Origin of the sequence: Enterococcus sp. C65 (genome assembly GCF_040887165.1) — a bacterium.
Taxonomy (GTDB): domain Bacteria; phylum Bacillota; class Bacilli; order Lactobacillales; family Enterococcaceae; genus Enterococcus_B; species Enterococcus_B hirae.
In genome coordinates this window covers 55,881-69,679 of sequence record NZ_JBFOFG010000004.1, presented here as the reverse complement: position 1 = coordinate 69,679, position 13,799 = coordinate 55,881, and the positions used below count along the sequence as shown (strand labels likewise).

Annotated in this window: 16 protein-coding genes; 7 read left to right on the top strand and 9 right to left on the bottom strand. The window is 36.6% G+C overall.

Going from position 1 to position 13,799, the window contains the following annotated elements; translation table 11 throughout:
* Positions 1-4: 4 nt before the first annotated feature.
* Complete coding sequence (locus AB3I12_RS05470) at positions 5-1,321, top strand: cell wall metabolism sensor histidine kinase WalK (protein WP_063626721.1); 1,317 nt, start codon at positions 5-7, stop codon at positions 1,319-1,321.
* Between the two features lie 373 nt (positions 1,322-1,694).
* Here AB3I12_RS05470 and AB3I12_RS05465 read toward each other — a convergent pair whose 3' ends face one another.
* Complete coding sequence (locus AB3I12_RS05465) at positions 1,695-3,491, bottom strand: ABC transporter ATP-binding protein (RefSeq protein ID WP_063626719.1); 1,797 nt, start codon at positions 3,489-3,491, stop codon at positions 1,695-1,697.
* Positions 3,491-4,123: a MarR family winged helix-turn-helix transcriptional regulator gene (locus AB3I12_RS05460; protein WP_053766136.1), complete on the bottom strand. Its 633-nt coding sequence runs from the start codon at positions 4,121-4,123 to the stop codon at positions 3,491-3,493. The genes AB3I12_RS05465 and AB3I12_RS05460 overlap by 1 nt, the downstream gene beginning before the upstream one ends.
* 369 nt (positions 4,124-4,492) lie before the next feature.
* On the opposite strand from AB3I12_RS05460, the gene AB3I12_RS05455 reads away from it, so the two are divergent.
* From AB3I12_RS05455 to AB3I12_RS05445, 3 genes are all read left to right on the top strand, one after another.
* Complete coding sequence (locus tag AB3I12_RS05455; protein WP_014834224.1) at positions 4,493-4,597, top strand: putative holin-like toxin; 105 nt, start codon at positions 4,493-4,495, stop codon at positions 4,595-4,597.
* 306 nt (positions 4,598-4,903) lie between these two features.
* A complete protein-coding gene (locus AB3I12_RS05450) occupies positions 4,904-5,008 on the top strand; it encodes a putative holin-like toxin (protein WP_014834224.1) in 105 nt (34 codons plus the stop codon).
* 444 nt (positions 5,009-5,452) lie between these two features.
* Positions 5,453-5,710, top strand: coding sequence for a hypothetical protein (locus tag AB3I12_RS05445; protein ID WP_010738287.1), 258 nt, complete (start codon positions 5,453-5,455; stop codon positions 5,708-5,710).
* Positions 5,711-5,788: 78 nt separating this feature from the next.
* Here the strand turns inward: AB3I12_RS05445 and AB3I12_RS05440 are convergent, their stop codons facing one another.
* From AB3I12_RS05440 to AB3I12_RS05410, 7 genes are all read right to left on the bottom strand, one after another.
* Positions 5,789-6,064, bottom strand: coding sequence for a hypothetical protein (locus AB3I12_RS05440; protein WP_053766137.1), 276 nt, complete (start codon positions 6,062-6,064; stop codon positions 5,789-5,791).
* Positions 6,061-6,411 (bottom strand): type II toxin-antitoxin system RelE/ParE family toxin, encoded by a 351-nt coding sequence (locus AB3I12_RS05435; protein ID WP_010738289.1) that lies wholly within the window; start codon positions 6,409-6,411, stop codon positions 6,061-6,063. The genes AB3I12_RS05440 and AB3I12_RS05435 overlap by 4 nt, the downstream gene beginning before the upstream one ends.
* 398 nt (positions 6,412-6,809) lie before the next feature.
* The gene (locus AB3I12_RS05430) at positions 6,810-7,889 is read right to left on the bottom strand and encodes a PotD/PotF family extracellular solute-binding protein (RefSeq protein ID WP_010719840.1); all 1,080 of its coding nucleotides are present in this window, start codon (positions 7,887-7,889) and stop codon (positions 6,810-6,812) included.
* A complete protein-coding gene (locus AB3I12_RS05425; RefSeq protein ID WP_010719841.1) occupies positions 7,886-8,713 on the bottom strand; it encodes an ABC transporter permease in 828 nt (275 codons plus the stop codon). Before AB3I12_RS05425 ends, AB3I12_RS05430 begins: the two co-directional genes overlap by 4 nt.
* Positions 8,713-9,519: an ABC transporter permease gene (locus AB3I12_RS05420; RefSeq protein WP_010719842.1), complete on the bottom strand. Its 807-nt coding sequence runs from the start codon at positions 9,517-9,519 to the stop codon at positions 8,713-8,715. The genes AB3I12_RS05425 and AB3I12_RS05420 overlap by 1 nt, the downstream gene beginning before the upstream one ends.
* Before the next feature lie 13 nt (positions 9,520-9,532).
* Complete coding sequence (locus AB3I12_RS05415; protein ID WP_010719843.1) at positions 9,533-10,618, bottom strand: ABC transporter ATP-binding protein; 1,086 nt, start codon at positions 10,616-10,618, stop codon at positions 9,533-9,535.
* A 17-nt stretch (positions 10,619-10,635) separates the two neighbouring features.
* On the bottom strand, positions 10,636-11,178 hold the full coding sequence (locus tag AB3I12_RS05410; RefSeq protein WP_010719844.1) for a helix-turn-helix domain-containing protein: 543 nt from the start codon (positions 11,176-11,178) through the stop codon (positions 10,636-10,638).
* A 240-nt stretch (positions 11,179-11,418) separates the two neighbouring features.
* Between AB3I12_RS05410 and AB3I12_RS05405 the strand changes: the two genes are divergently transcribed.
* The 3 genes from AB3I12_RS05405 to coaC all read left to right on the top strand — a co-directional run bounded on the left by AB3I12_RS05405 (position 11,419) and on the right by coaC (position 13,788).
* Positions 11,419-12,408 (top strand): acryloyl-CoA reductase, encoded by a 990-nt coding sequence (locus tag AB3I12_RS05405; protein WP_063626716.1) that lies wholly within the window; start codon positions 11,419-11,421, stop codon positions 12,406-12,408.
* Positions 12,405-13,151, top strand: coding sequence for a phosphopantothenate--cysteine ligase (locus AB3I12_RS05400; RefSeq protein ID WP_034699795.1), 747 nt, complete (start codon positions 12,405-12,407; stop codon positions 13,149-13,151). The genes AB3I12_RS05405 and AB3I12_RS05400 overlap by 4 nt, the downstream gene beginning before the upstream one ends.
* 85 nt (positions 13,152-13,236) lie before the next feature.
* Positions 13,237-13,788 carry a phosphopantothenoylcysteine decarboxylase gene (gene coaC, locus AB3I12_RS05395; protein ID WP_010719847.1) on the top strand — a complete coding sequence of 184 codons (552 nt, stop codon included), beginning with the start codon at positions 13,237-13,239 and terminating at the stop codon, positions 13,786-13,788.
* Positions 13,789-13,799: the final 11 nt, after the last annotated feature.

Sequence of the window (13,799 nt, the reverse complement as noted above, 5' to 3'; positions counted from 1 at the left end):
TGCTATGAATACCGAAATATCAAGAAAACAACGATTAAAATTTTTCTTCTTAAATGTAGCCGCTTTTGCAGGTATCTTCCTATTATTAGGATTTATAACTCTACAACTGCTGCAAAGCTCGGCCTACCGCCAAACAGACCTGTCACTAACTCAAATGGCGGAAAATGAACATCTTATTCAGATGGAAATCAACCGGTACCAACAAAGCAATCCCTTTCTGGCACAAATACCGGGCGATCAGCTGAGAGAGAATGGACCAGAAGGCAATAATCAGTTCAATACTCAGATCATTTTATGGTCAAAAGAAGGAACGATTCTCAACAAAGACACGATTGGTGGACGGTTCACTGAACTGGAAAATTTAACCTTAGATAAGAAAAATCTCGATTCTGTTCAAGCATTAAGTTTAAAAAATGCAGGCTATTCTAGCCAAAAACTTTCCTTTCATTCGTATACAATCAAAGCAGATAAAGGAGGAGACATCGCCTATATTCAATTTTTAGCCAATACCAATCAAATCGCAGACTCCATGAAAACCTTCAAGACAACACTGATTATCTGTATGGTCGTTTTTTGGCTGATTTCGATTGGAATAAGCTTTTACATTTCAAAAATGAATATGCAACCCATCATGCTCTCATGGCGCAAACAACAGGAATTTGTTGAAAATGCCTCTCACGAATTACGCACGCCACTAGCAATCATTCAAAACAGCCTGCAGCAATTGTTCACCCGACCCAATCACACCATCTTGGAAGAGTCTGAACCAATTGCCCAAGCCCTGAATGAAACACGGCGAATGAAAAGCCTGACTGAAGACCTGCTAACCTTGGCACGCAGTGATTCCAATCAGTTGCTTCTGCAGAAAGAATCAGTTAATCCCAAAGAATTTATTCGTCAATTAGCCCAGCCCTTCCAGGAAATCGCAGAAATAAACGATCAATATTTTGTCTTGGAAAACTTTGCCGATCAACCAGTGATAGTCGACGAAAAACGTATCCACCAAGTTCTAGTTATTCTGCTGGACAATGCGCTAAAATACACAGAAGCTAAAGAAAAAATCGTCCTGCAATCTGAAATCTCCAACGATAATTGGCTGATTGAAGTCAAAAACAACGGGCCATCTATTAGCGATGAAGACAAAAGACGAATTTTTGAACGCTTCTACCGCGAAGACCGCTCTCGTTCTAAAGAAACTGGTGGCTATGGTCTTGGTCTCGCAATTGCCAAACAGATCATCACTCAGCATAAAGGCAAACTGTCCGTAAGAGACTGGGAACCTAGAGGAGTCGTTTTTCAAATACAATTGCCAATGAAATAGATGACAAAACGAATAAATTGTGATCAGATGATAGATTTTTATACCTGTATATAATTCCTTCTCTTTTGTTTCTATACTTTGTGTGACTGAGCCAAAACTTGTCTCAGTCTCTCCTAGTATCTCTAAAAACGAATAAACGGTGAAAAAAAGACACCTTGAAATCCTTTAGAATTAGTTTAACGAACCAATTCATAGGAGGATTCAAGATGTCTGATACTCAGTTTACCAAACATATCCTAAACATTCTAAACCTGATTATCTATTTCGCGGAAAATTGTTTAACCAAATAAAAAGAACAGAAAAAAGTATTTCTTCTTTCTCTTAGATTCTTCGCATTCTTTCAGTAAGATAAAAGGATTCAGCTTTTTAACACTTAGGCAATTTGCAATGTATCAACTTTAAATTGTTCGTCTACGTATTTGGCATAGGTTTTGTGTTTTTGAACAAGCTCAGCGTGTTTTCCTGAACCGGTTACTTTTCCTTTTTCGATAAAGTAGATTTTATCAGCATCCACGATCGTTGATAGACGATGTGCGATCACTAATGTTGTCCGACCTTTCATCAGATTTGTCAAGGCTTGTTGGACTTTTGCTTCTGATTCAGAATCAAGACTTGCTGTTGCTTCATCCAACATCAAGACCTTTGGATCTCTTAAGAACGCTCGAGCGATTGCCAGTCGTTGCCGTTGGCCTCCAGAAATTTTCGTACCACGTTCGCCCACTTCTGTATCTAAACCATTGGGCATCTCTTCCACAAATTGACGTGCATAGGCTAATTCTAACACTTCCCAAAGCTGCTCATCTGTGTAAGTATCCGCTAATCCATAAGTTAAATTATAACGGATCGTTCCTGCCATAATAGCAGAATCTTGGGAAACATAGCCAATTTGACTACGATAATTGGACAACTTGATCTTTTGGATCTCCGTTGTGCCAAATTTGATCGTACCTGCTGTTGGCTCATAAAAACGTTCTAATAAACTGAATGTAGTCGATTTCCCTCCACCAGAAGGACCCGCAAAAGCAATGATCTCGTTAGGTTTAGCTTCAAAAGACACATTCGTTAAAATCGGTTCCTCAGGTGCATCACTATAAGCAAAGTCCACGTTAGAAACACACAATGTTTTGTTCGATAAATCCACTTCTTCACCAGATTCAAAGTCTTCAGGTACTTCATTCAATAATTCTTGTACACGGCGTGTCGAACCAGCAGCTTTTGCCATTTCAGAAAACAATGTGGCAATCGTTGGCATCGCGCCGATCAGATTGAAGAGATACATGAGAAAACTCATCAATACCCCGATCGTCATCGCTCCAATCGCAATACGATGCATTCCATAAGCTAACAAACCAAAGACCATGCTCATAAAAACCATCATCATGATCGGTTGCATTGCAGCATCAAAGACTGCTTCTTTTTTACCAACGCGAAACAAACGATCGACTTCATTTGCTGCCCGTTCTTGTGCTTGTTGTTCAGCATTCGACGTTTTTACTAAACGAATTTCTGACAACGTTTCTGTTGCGATTCCATTGAAATGACTCATAGCATCCTGACGGATATGACTGATCTTTGAACCAAAGGTCATCACAGGAATCATCAATAGGATAACGACGGGAACAGCAATAACCATGGCTAGCGACATATGCCAGTCCATTCGGATCATCATATAAACAGTCCCGATCACGGTAATGATGCTCGCAATCGTTTGTGGAAACGTCACAGCCAACAGTTGTTTTACCTGGGTCGTATCATTCGTTACTCGGCTGGACATCTCACCCGCCTTCACCGAATCAAAATAGGTGACTTTCAGTATCGTTAATTTATTCCATAAACGTTTTCGCATATTTTGAATGACGTTTTCGCCAAAAATTCCTAAAATCGTCCCACCAATCGCTGAAATTACAGCTGAAAAAACGAACATCCCCACGACTCTTCCTAATAAAGCATAATCGATCCCCTCTTGAAAATGATTAACTAAATTAGCAGCCAATTTAGGAACATAAACTTGCACAGCTGATGAACCTGCTAATAAGATCATCCCAATCGCCAGTAAGGGATAGCGCGGTTTTGTTTGTTTGATTAAACTAAGAAATTCTTTCAAAGAAAATCTTGTATTCGTTTGTTTCATCGAGATACTAACGGGTCTTCCGCCTCCACCTTGTGCCATTATTTTCTACGCCCTTTCTTCCATCCTTCAAAGCCACCGTAATGTCTATCAAATCGTCCATCGAAGGCATCTCGATCAAAGCCACCTCGACCAAAACCACCGAACCCACTGCGATCCATCATCTGTTCACGTGCTCTGCCAAAATGCGCACTCATCTTATTGAAACGTTCCCAGCGTTGATCATCGCCGAAAACTTCAGCTAATTTTTCTTGAAATTCAGGACGATTGATATTTTCATTCATTCGTTCAAGATAGGTATTCAATTGTGCTAACTCTTCTTCTGCAAAACCTTTAAATAAGACATCTTTTAATGTTGTACTGATTGAACCACGCTCTTGCAGACTTTCTCGACCTTTATCAGTAATCTTGACCAAAGTCACTCGGGAATCCGTTGCTGATTTTTCCCGCATGACCGCCCCAGCCTCTTCTAATTTTTTGATGATTTGTGTCACACTAGACGGTTTAATATCTAGCACTTCAGCTAACCGTCCTGCTGTCACATCGTCCTCAGCCACTAAAATTTTTAATGTTTCAAAAGCATTATCTGTCTTTTCTTCCACTTGATAGGCAAAAATCAAAAACGGTTGGTGCGCAATTTCTAACAGATTTTCTAAGATTTCATGATGATTCATAAGATGACCTCCAAAATATTTACTTAGTTTATATCGATATCAACAAAGTAAATGATAAACTATTTATTTTGTTTGTCAACAAATAAACTAATTAAATAGTTAAAAAAATAGTTAGCCAAAAAAATCTAAAATTGACTAACACTAGATAAGTGAGTTGGTTTGTTTTTTTCAATACACATTATCCCTTCTATTTTTTTATTTTCAAACAAAAAAATAGACTCAGTTCTACTTGAATTTTCAAGAAAATAACTAAGTCTATATGCTATAATCATTTGTGACAGTAAAGTTTAATGACGGTGGCTTTCCATTCTGAAAGCGAGGTGGTGCTTATGCACATAATCTCACACTTTAGAGAAAGGAGATGCCTTTTTGTCCGCATACGAGACAATTCAAACCATTCTTGGGTTTGGTATGTTTACCATTTCTTTGATTGGCTTGGTTGTATCTATGCTTAAACATGACAAAAAGAAATAGCCGTCACTTTAGCGAGACGACTGGCTACTTCTTTTTGAAATACCATTGAATTCGCCACCGTCTTTAGCGGTGCTGTCAAAAGGGAACTGTTGACGCAGTTCCTTTTTTCGTATTTATTATAGCATACCTCTATTCTTCTATTCAATAAAAAACAAAAGAACGATTGTTTTTTTAAAGCAATGATCCCTAAGTCTATATGCTACGATCCTTTATGACAGTAAAGTTTAATGACGGTGGCTTTCCATTCTGAAAGCGAGGTGGTGCTTATGCACATAATCTCACACTTTAGAGAAAGGAGATGCCTTTTTGTCCGCATACGAGACAATTCAAACCATTCTTGGATTTGGTATGTTTACCATTTCTTTGATTGGCTTGGTTGTATCTATGCTTAAACATGACAAAAAGAAATAGCCGTCACTTTAGCGAGAAGACTGGCTATTTCTTTTTGAAATATTTAGTTTAATTGCCACCGTCTTTAGCGGTGCTGTCAAAAGGGAACTGTTGACGCAGTTCCTTTTTGCACGATTATTATAGCATGACTCTATTCTTCTGTTCAATGTTAATTTCTAGCATCTTGATTAAAGATTAAAATTGACTTCTATCAATTCATATAAACACCAAAAATTCTGATATCAAGGCATTTTTGAGTAAATAGCTTACTAGCAAACCCTAACTGATCACAGTAGTACGATAGTCAAAGAGGATATTTTTAACTAAATTGATTTATCGTATAGTGTGATAGAGGGAACTAGTTCTACTTACTTATGCAATAAAACATATCTAAAGAGTTTTATTTGAAAAAAATATATTGACATTTTATACTTGAATTATCAAATAAAAAGGACGTGAAGATAAATGTCAAATTTAGAACATAAAGAAGAAAAAACTTTAGACAAAATTATTGCTACGGTTAATAAACTGGATAAAGAATTAGACGAACTTGATACGTTATCTGAAAATCCAGAAAAAAAACATAACCTAAAAAAATGGTTAGTTGAACGAAAAGCGATTCATGAAATTAAAAAAATCCTTCATGAAGCTGGTAAATATGAGAAATATGATGAAAAAGAACTTGATAAAGAATTTAAAGAAATTAATGATTTATTACAATAATTGATTTATACGACTCATTTTGAGTCGTTTTTTATTTATAATAAAGCATTCCTTTCAAGAAGATAAAACAAATGAGAGTCATTGTTTAAGTTTAGTTTGTATATAAAGTCTATAGCTATTTTTAAATTCAATATCTGCTATTTTCATTACTTTTTTCATTGCTTCATCTGAAGAGCCAAAATGGTACCTGTTCTTTTCGAAGCCATCTTCAACTATCGTGTATCGTTCTTGGTCATAACAAATAAATACATAGCGATCTTTTTTGAATGTAAGAATTTTTAAAGCGAAACAGTTCTTTGACTTAAATGTTTTTTTCAAATATTGTTTTAATTGCTTTTTATAAATCATGTTCATTTTACGGCACTTCTACTTTCTTCATCGACTAGCCATTGATTTTTGTTGAATCGATTAACCAACTTATTTACTTCCTTATCAAATAAAAATTTTTTCAACGTTCGACTAATATAAAAAACTTGCACCTTTTTGCCATCTATTCTAAAAGCAATTCGAAAATCTTCCTTTCCTAAATGGATTTTCATTTCATAAATAGAGTATTTTGCAGATGAATGGACAGGTTTGATGCGATAAAAATTATGTGTCAAATACTCATTCACTTTATATACGATTATTTCTTGATATTTTTTTGATTGATTCTCAGAAAATACATCGGAAAATTCCTTGCTGAACTCTACAGAGTACATAACTATACCTTCTTTGTTAGATGATTTATGTAAAGGATAGAATACAAATACAATAGAATGTCTCATACATCACAATATAATTATAGTTGATAAAACAACCTATTTCTATTCATATTCATTATATCAACTATAAAAAATAGCCACCAAAAGGCGACTGAAAAATAGGCTTTTATTTGTAAGTTACCTTACAGGCATTAGATTAACCCAACCAATGCCTATCAAAAACATATCATACTTGTTGCATCACTATTTCATCTATTTTTTCTGGTAGAAAAGATAAAATAACACAAAAAAAGCGCCTAAAAAGACGCTTTTGGTAGAAAATTGGAAAACTGAGTATCAGAAAGTACGTGAAATAGGCTATTTTAAGATTGATTTTCTCCCAATTTCACTAAGTTTTACCAGCTTTTCCGATACATCTTAAACTCTAAGAACAAGTCGTTATAGATTCCTAAGAATTTAGGTCCAAGGTCTTCATAAACTTCTAGATGAGAGATGGTTTCATCAGAGGGATAGAATTGTTCATCTTGGGAAATTTCTTTTGGTAAAAGAGCTTTCGCTTTTTTGTTAGGTGTTGAGTAGCCAATGTATTCAGCATTTTGGGCAGCATTTTCTGGTTTCAACATAAAGTTGATGAAATCATATGCGCCTTCTTTGTTTTTTGCTGTTTTCGGCATCACGATATTATCAAACCATAAATTCGAACCTTCTGAAGGGATCACATAATGAAGATGTTCATTTTCAGACATCATATCTGCTGCTTCTCCAGAAAAAGTTACTGCGACGGATGCTTCTTCATTGATCATATACATTTTGATTTCATCCGCTACGATCGCTTTGACATTAGGGGTTAGTTTGTTCAGTTTATCTGCAGCTGCATTCAATTGATCCATCTCTTTGCTGTTCAGTGAATAGCCCAAACTGTTCAACGATAGCCCCATCACTTCTCTGGCACCATCGATCAACATCAAACTATCTCTTAATTTCGGTTTCCAAAGATCATTCCAGTGCTGGATTTCCTCTTTATTGAAAACTTTATCATTATATACGATACCCAAGGTTCCCCAAAAGTATGGAATCGAATAGGTATTTTGGGGATCAAAGTCTAAATCCAAAAATCGCTCATCAATGTTCGCTAATCCTTTGATCTTGGAATGGTCCAAAGGAAGCACTAGTTTTTCTTTGATCATCTTTTGGATCATGTATTCACTAGGAATGGCTATATCATAATTTGTGCCACCTTGTTGGATCTTAGTAAACATGGCTTCGTTGGAATCAAACGTTTCATAATTGACCTTATACCCATATTCTTTTTCAAATTTTGTGATCAAGCTAGGATCAACGTAATCGCCCCAATTATAAATCGTAACGATTTTTGCTCCACTCATTCCACTTGCTTGTTCTAATTGCCGTACACCAAAGAGCAAGATCAAGATGATCACAACGATACCCACAAACAGTGATTGTAATTTTTTCATCGTAAGCGTGCGACCTCCTCACGTCCTCGGCGATTTTTCCTCAGTTTTTTGGAACGATTTTCTTTACTAATAAAATAATAACCGATCACTAAAACCATCGAAAATAGGAACACTAATGCACTTAACGCATTGATTTCTAAACTGATTCCTTGACGAGCACGAGAATAGATTTCTACTGACAACGTAGTGAATCCATTCCCTGTCACGAAAAATGTCACCGCAAAATCGTCTAATGAATAAGTAAATGCCATAAAGTAGCCTGCAATGATGCCAGGAGACAAGAAAGGTAAAATGATATTTTTTACGACTTGAAAATTATTTGCACCAAGGTCTCTAGCGGCATCAACCATCGAATCATTCATTTCTTGTAATTTAGGTAATACCATCAATACAACGATTGGGATACTAAAGGCAATATGAGAAAGCAAAACACTTTGGAAACCTAATCCAAAGCCTAAAAAAGTAAAGAAAATCAAGAAACTGGCACCAATAATTACATCTGGTGAAACTAATAAAATATTATTCATACTTAGTAATGTCGTTCTTGCTTGACGTTTTTTAGTATAGTAAATCCCCATTGCCCCAAACGTTCCGATAATCGTTGCGATCAGTGCCGATAAAAAGGCTAACATAAAAGTGTTCAATACAATAATGATCAATCGTGTATCTTCAAAAACTGCCTGATAATGGTCCCAAGTAAAACCGGTAAAGTTGTTCATGGTACCACCGTCATTAAAGGAATAGAAAATCAAATAAAAGATAGGCAAATATAATAGTAGAAAAACAATAAAGAGGTAAAGGTAAGACCACTTAAATTTTTTCATCATGCGCGGCCTCCCTTCTTCTTCTCACCCGTCAGCAACATCACAATAAACATTGCAATAATCAAAATAACTCCGATCGTCGAACCCATCCCCCAATTTTGAGTCACGAGAAAATGTTGTTCAATTGCTGTTCCTAAAGTGATCACACGATTTCCACCAATCAGTCGTGTCAACATGAACAATGACAGTGAAGGAATAAACACTGCTTGAATCCCACTTTTTACACCATTCAATGACAATGGGAATACTACTCGGCGAAATGTTTCAAAATTATTAGCTCCTAGATCACGGCTAGCACTGATCAATGACGGATTCATTTCTTCCAATGCATTGAATATCGGCATAATCATAAATGGAATCTCGATATAAGTTGCCACAAATAAAAAACTAAAATCGGTAAACAAAATTTGTCTTGGAGCAATCCCTAAAAATTCAAAAAATTGATTCACACTTCCATGGATACTAAAAATACCAATAAACGCATAAGCTTTTAGTAATAAATTCACCCATGTTGGTAAGATGATCAGCATCAACCACAACTGTTTATGTTTTAATTTAGTTAAAAAATAAGCAGTCGGATAGCTGATGATTAATGTAAAAAAGGTGATCAAAAAGGCATACCAAACAGAATTTAACGCCATGAAAAGATTCGTTCTAGACGTCAAAAAAGTAGCATAATTATTTAAAGTAAAGTGTCCATTCATATCAAAAAAAGATTGGTAAATGATCATCAAAACTGGTGCGATCACGAATAGACCAAGCCAGAGTACATAAGGAACAGAGTAGATTCTACGCATTGCTTTCATTGACTATTCCTCCTTACTCTTCATAACTATCAAGTCGTGCATCAAATTCTTCTTCTGATTCATTAAAACGCATGACATGGATATCTTCTGGATCAAAGGCTAGACCAACTTTGCTACCCTCTTTTGCTTTTTTCGTTGAATGAACCGTCCATTCATTTTGTTGCTCATCGTAACAGACAATTTCATAGTGGACCCCACGAAACAGTTGCGTATCAACAGTCACAACCAGTTTTCCCTTATCAGGGGTAGTAATCGTTAAATCTTCAGGGCGCAAGACGACTTCAACTGGTTCATTGGGACGCATTCCACCATCAACACATTCAAATCGTTTGCCAACAAACTCTACAAGATTATCGTCGATCATCACACCATCAACGATATTGCTTTCACCCACAAAATCAGCCACAAAATGATTGATCGGTTCATCGTAGATATCGACAGGTGTTCCACTCTGCACGATTTTCCCCTTATTCATCACAAAGATTTCATCGCTCATCGCTAAAGCTTCTTCTTGGTCATGTGTCACAAAAATAAATGTAATTCCCAAACGTTGTTGCAGCTCTCTTAATTCATACTGCATATCCGTTCGCAGCTTTAGATCCAGCGCAGACAGAGGTTCATCTAACAACAATACTTTAGGTTCATTAACGATAGCCCGCGCGATAGCCACACGTTGTCTTTGTCCACCAGACATTTCGCTAATTTCTCGATTTTCGTACCCAGGAAGTTGCACCATACGAAGTGCATCTTTGACTTTTTTCTCAATATCGACTTTATTCATTTTTTTGATTTTCAATCCAAAAGCGACATTGTCGAATACATTCATATGAGGAAATAAGGCGTAATCTTGGAAAACCGTATTTACTTGCCGTTTATTAGCTGGCACATCATTTAATCGTTTTCCCTCAAAATACATTTCGCCTTCAGTAGCATCTGTGAAACCAGCAATAATTCGTAAAATCGTTGTTTTTCCACAACCCGAAGGACCTAATAAGGTATAAAATTTCCCTTGTTCGATCTCAAAACTCACTTTTTTCAAAATCGTTTCATCATCATAGCGTTTGACCACCTGATCAAATGAAATAATTGGTTTTCCCACTTTTTACCCCCCTAAAATTACAAGTACGATTCAGTAGCGACAATCAATGCCCTCGTACGTTTTGATTGATGATTCTTCAATTGGTGGTGCTTTGTTGCTTGGTAATAGATCGATTGACCTGCTTTGGCAATATATCGTTCTTCACCTAAGCTTAACTCTAATTCCCCCTCTAACACAAAAATAAACGTTTCTGATAAAGAAGGTTCAAATAATTTATACTCTCCTGCTTCATTGAATGTCAGTAAAACAGGTTCCATTTCTTTTTCATTCGAATCAGAGACCAACCATTCAAGTTGATAACCATTTTCTTCATCTAAATAAACGGTATGATCTTCTTTAGAATAAACAACTTGTAGATTCACTGTTTCTTGATGAAAAAATTCTTCAGGGGAAACACCTAATACTTCAAGAATCGAAAAAAATGTTTCCATGGATGGCGAACTCAAGTCACGTTCTAATTGAGAGATATAGCCTTTTGATAAATCCGTACGTTCACCTAATTCTTCTTGTGTCAAATTTTTCTGGATACGTAAATTTCTTAACTTCTCACCTATTTCCATCTCATTCCTCCTCCATGAAGTTTTCTAATAGTAAACATCAAGTTTACTCTCACTCGTACTAGTATACAAATTTTGATCAAAAACACAACCCTTTTTATTTTAAATTTCAAGAAAAACATCTTTTTTATTTGAAAGAATAAGTTTCACTTTTTTTAGTCACTAATCATCAGCGAATCACCATAAAATAGATTGATTTATGGTATGATAAAAGAAAAATTTTGAGAGGAGTTCTGTTTTTACATGAATAAATTTAAAGCGTTTCAAGTAAATAATGTTCCGCATTTTCATACTTCGATCATTGACCAGGAAATGCCTCTTTTATCAGCGAACGAAGTGTTGGTCAAAGTTGCTTATTCTGATGTTAACTATAAAGATGCACTAGCTAGTAGTGAATCTGGTGGTGTCATCCGTTCTTATCCTATGACACCTGGGATTGATCTTTCAGGAACCGTTGTCGAAAGTCGAGATGAACGTTTCAAAACAGATGATTCTGTTCTCCTAACTGGTTATGGCTTGGGCGTCACTCAACCTGGAGGCTATAGCCAGTACCAGAAAGTTTCTGGTGATTGGTTGATCCCACTTCCGAAAACCTTGTCACTTCGTCAGGCAATGGTATTAGGAACTGCTGGCTTTACTGCACTTTTATGCGTGAACGCCCTCATATCAAAAGGGATGAAATCGAGTGACCGTATTGTTGTAACTGGAGCATCTGGAGGAGTAGGCAGTACTGCTGTAGCAATTTTAAAAAAAATGGGATTTACTTCGATCATCGCTCTTTCACGCAAAAAAGAATCGGTGGAATGGCTGAAAAAATTAGGGGCAAATGAAGTCCTATCCCCAAATGAATTTCTTCCTGAAAAGACAAAACCTTTAGGAAAGCAACAAATCGATTATGTCATTGATACGGTTGGTGGTGACTTATTGACCCAACTCCTTCCTTTGATCGCCTATGATGGTGCTGCGGCATTATGTGGAAATGCTGGAGGAATCCAATTGACCACTACTGTATTACCGTTTATTTTGCGCAATATCCAGTTGATCGGTATCGATTCAGTCAATGTTCCGCATGAAAAACGTTTCTCCTTATGGCAACAATTAGCTGATCTTGCTATTGCTGATGATCTTTTCGTTAAAGAAATCGCCTTGGAGGAATTGCCCGAAGTGATTCAACGATTGTTAGCTGGGCAACATCAGGGAAGAACACTAGTTAATGTAGGTGAAATGAAATGAAGATATTGATTACGGCTGGTGGCACAAGCGAAAAAATTGATCAAGTCCGTTCAATCACAAATCATTCGACTGGGCAGTTAGGTAAAAAGATTGCTGAAACATTGGTAACTGATTCAACAGTAACGATCGACTATGTCACGACAAACAGTGCTGTCAAGCCAACGTCACAGGACAATATTCGCTTTCATCTAATCGAGTCCACTCAAGATTTATTTGAAACTTTGGAAAGATTACTGACAAGTGACTCTTATGATGCCATCATCCATAGTATGGCAGTGAGCGATTTCACTCCTGCTTTTAGCCTATCTGAAGAACAATTGGCACAGAGCATTGACCAAACACCGCTAACGCCAGAACACCTTTCTTCATGGTTCCGAGACCATGAAATAAATCCTAATAAAGCTGAAAAAATCTCTTCTGACACAGAACACTTGTTAATTGCCTTGAAAAAAACGCCTAAGATCATCAGCTATCTAAGAAAATGGCAACCAGAAGCAACCATCATCGGCTTTAAGTTATTAGTCGATGTTTCAAAAACAGAACTTTTAGCAGTCGCCAAAAAAAGCATCATGAAGAATCAGGTAGACTACATCCTTGCGAATGATCTGACACAAATCGACGGAACAAACCATCACGGCTATCTATTAGGGGCAGACGGAACAATCAAAGAAGCTCAGTCCAAGGAAGAAATTGCTAAATTATTAGCATCGGTTATAATAGAACCAGTTTCCTTTAACCAATGAAACGCTGAAAAGAATTCTCTGATTTATTTCTTAAAACACAAAAGTTAAGCTTGATTTTAGCAGGGAATGAAAGGAGTAAACAATTATGAAAAAAATTCTATTGGGGGTTACTGGCAGTATCTCTGCTTATAAAAGTGCGGATATTACCAACCAACTCGTGAAACTTGGCTACCAAGTAGACGTAATCATGACAGAAAGCAGCACTCACTTCATCACGCCACTTACGTTACAATCCTTATCAAAACGTGCCGTCCATACCGATGTCATGCAAGAAAAAGAACCTTCAGTGATTAATCACATCGAACTGGCAAAACAAGCAGACTTGTTCTTGATTGCTCCTGCTACGGCTAATATTATCGGTAAATTAGCAAATGGATTAGCAGATGATCTGCTCTCAACAGTCGCAATGGCACTCCCTGCAGATACTCCGAAGTTGATTGCTCCTGCAATGAATACAAATATGTATCAACATCCACTCAATCAAAGGAATTTAAATACGTTAAAATCAATCGGCTATCAAGAAATCGAGCCAAGAGAGTCGTTGTTGGCTTGTGGTGATTTTGGCAAAGGTGCTTTAGCTGATACCCAAATAATCATTGATCAAACGGTACAATTGATTAATGAAAGAAACGCTTAATATAAAAGGAG

Bases quoted from the DNA above. Each gene is read 5' to 3' on its own strand.
- AB3I12_RS05470 (WP_063626721.1), top strand. From the start codon at position 5: ATGAATACCGAAATATCAAGAAAACAACGATTAAAATTTTTCTTCTTA.
- coaC (WP_010719847.1), top strand. From the start codon at position 13,237: ATGAAAAAAATTCTATTGGGGGTTACTGGCAGTATCTCTGCTTATAAA.
- AB3I12_RS05405 (WP_063626716.1), top strand. From the start codon at position 11,419: ATGAATAAATTTAAAGCGTTTCAAGTAAATAATGTTCCGCATTTTCAT.
- AB3I12_RS05430 (WP_010719840.1), bottom strand. From the start codon at position 7,889: ATGAAAAAATTACAATCACTGTTTGTGGGTATCGTTGTGATCATCTTG.
- AB3I12_RS05460 (WP_053766136.1), bottom strand. From the start codon at position 4,123: ATGAATCATCATGAAATCTTAGAAAATCTGTTAGAAATTGCGCACCAA.
- AB3I12_RS05410 (WP_010719844.1), bottom strand. From the start codon at position 11,178: ATGGAAATAGGTGAGAAGTTAAGAAATTTACGTATCCAGAAAAATTTG.
- AB3I12_RS05400 (WP_034699795.1), top strand. From the start codon at position 12,405: ATGAAGATATTGATTACGGCTGGTGGCACAAGCGAAAAAATTGATCAA.
- AB3I12_RS05420 (WP_010719842.1), bottom strand. From the start codon at position 9,519: ATGAAAGCAATGCGTAGAATCTACTCTGTTCCTTATGTACTCTGGCTT.
- AB3I12_RS05425 (WP_010719841.1), bottom strand. From the start codon at position 8,713: ATGAAAAAATTTAAGTGGTCTTACCTTTACCTCTTTATTGTTTTTCTA.
- AB3I12_RS05465 (WP_063626719.1), bottom strand. From the start codon at position 3,491: ATGGCACAAGGTGGAGGCGGAAGACCCGTTAGTATCTCGATGAAACAA.
- AB3I12_RS05435 (WP_010738289.1), bottom strand. From the start codon at position 6,411: ATGTACTCTGTAGAGTTCAGCAAGGAATTTTCCGATGTATTTTCTGAG.
- AB3I12_RS05440 (WP_053766137.1), bottom strand. From the start codon at position 6,064: ATGAACATGATTTATAAAAAGCAATTAAAACAATATTTGAAAAAAACA.
- AB3I12_RS05445 (WP_010738287.1), top strand. From the start codon at position 5,453: ATGTCAAATTTAGAACATAAAGAAGAAAAAACTTTAGACAAAATTATT.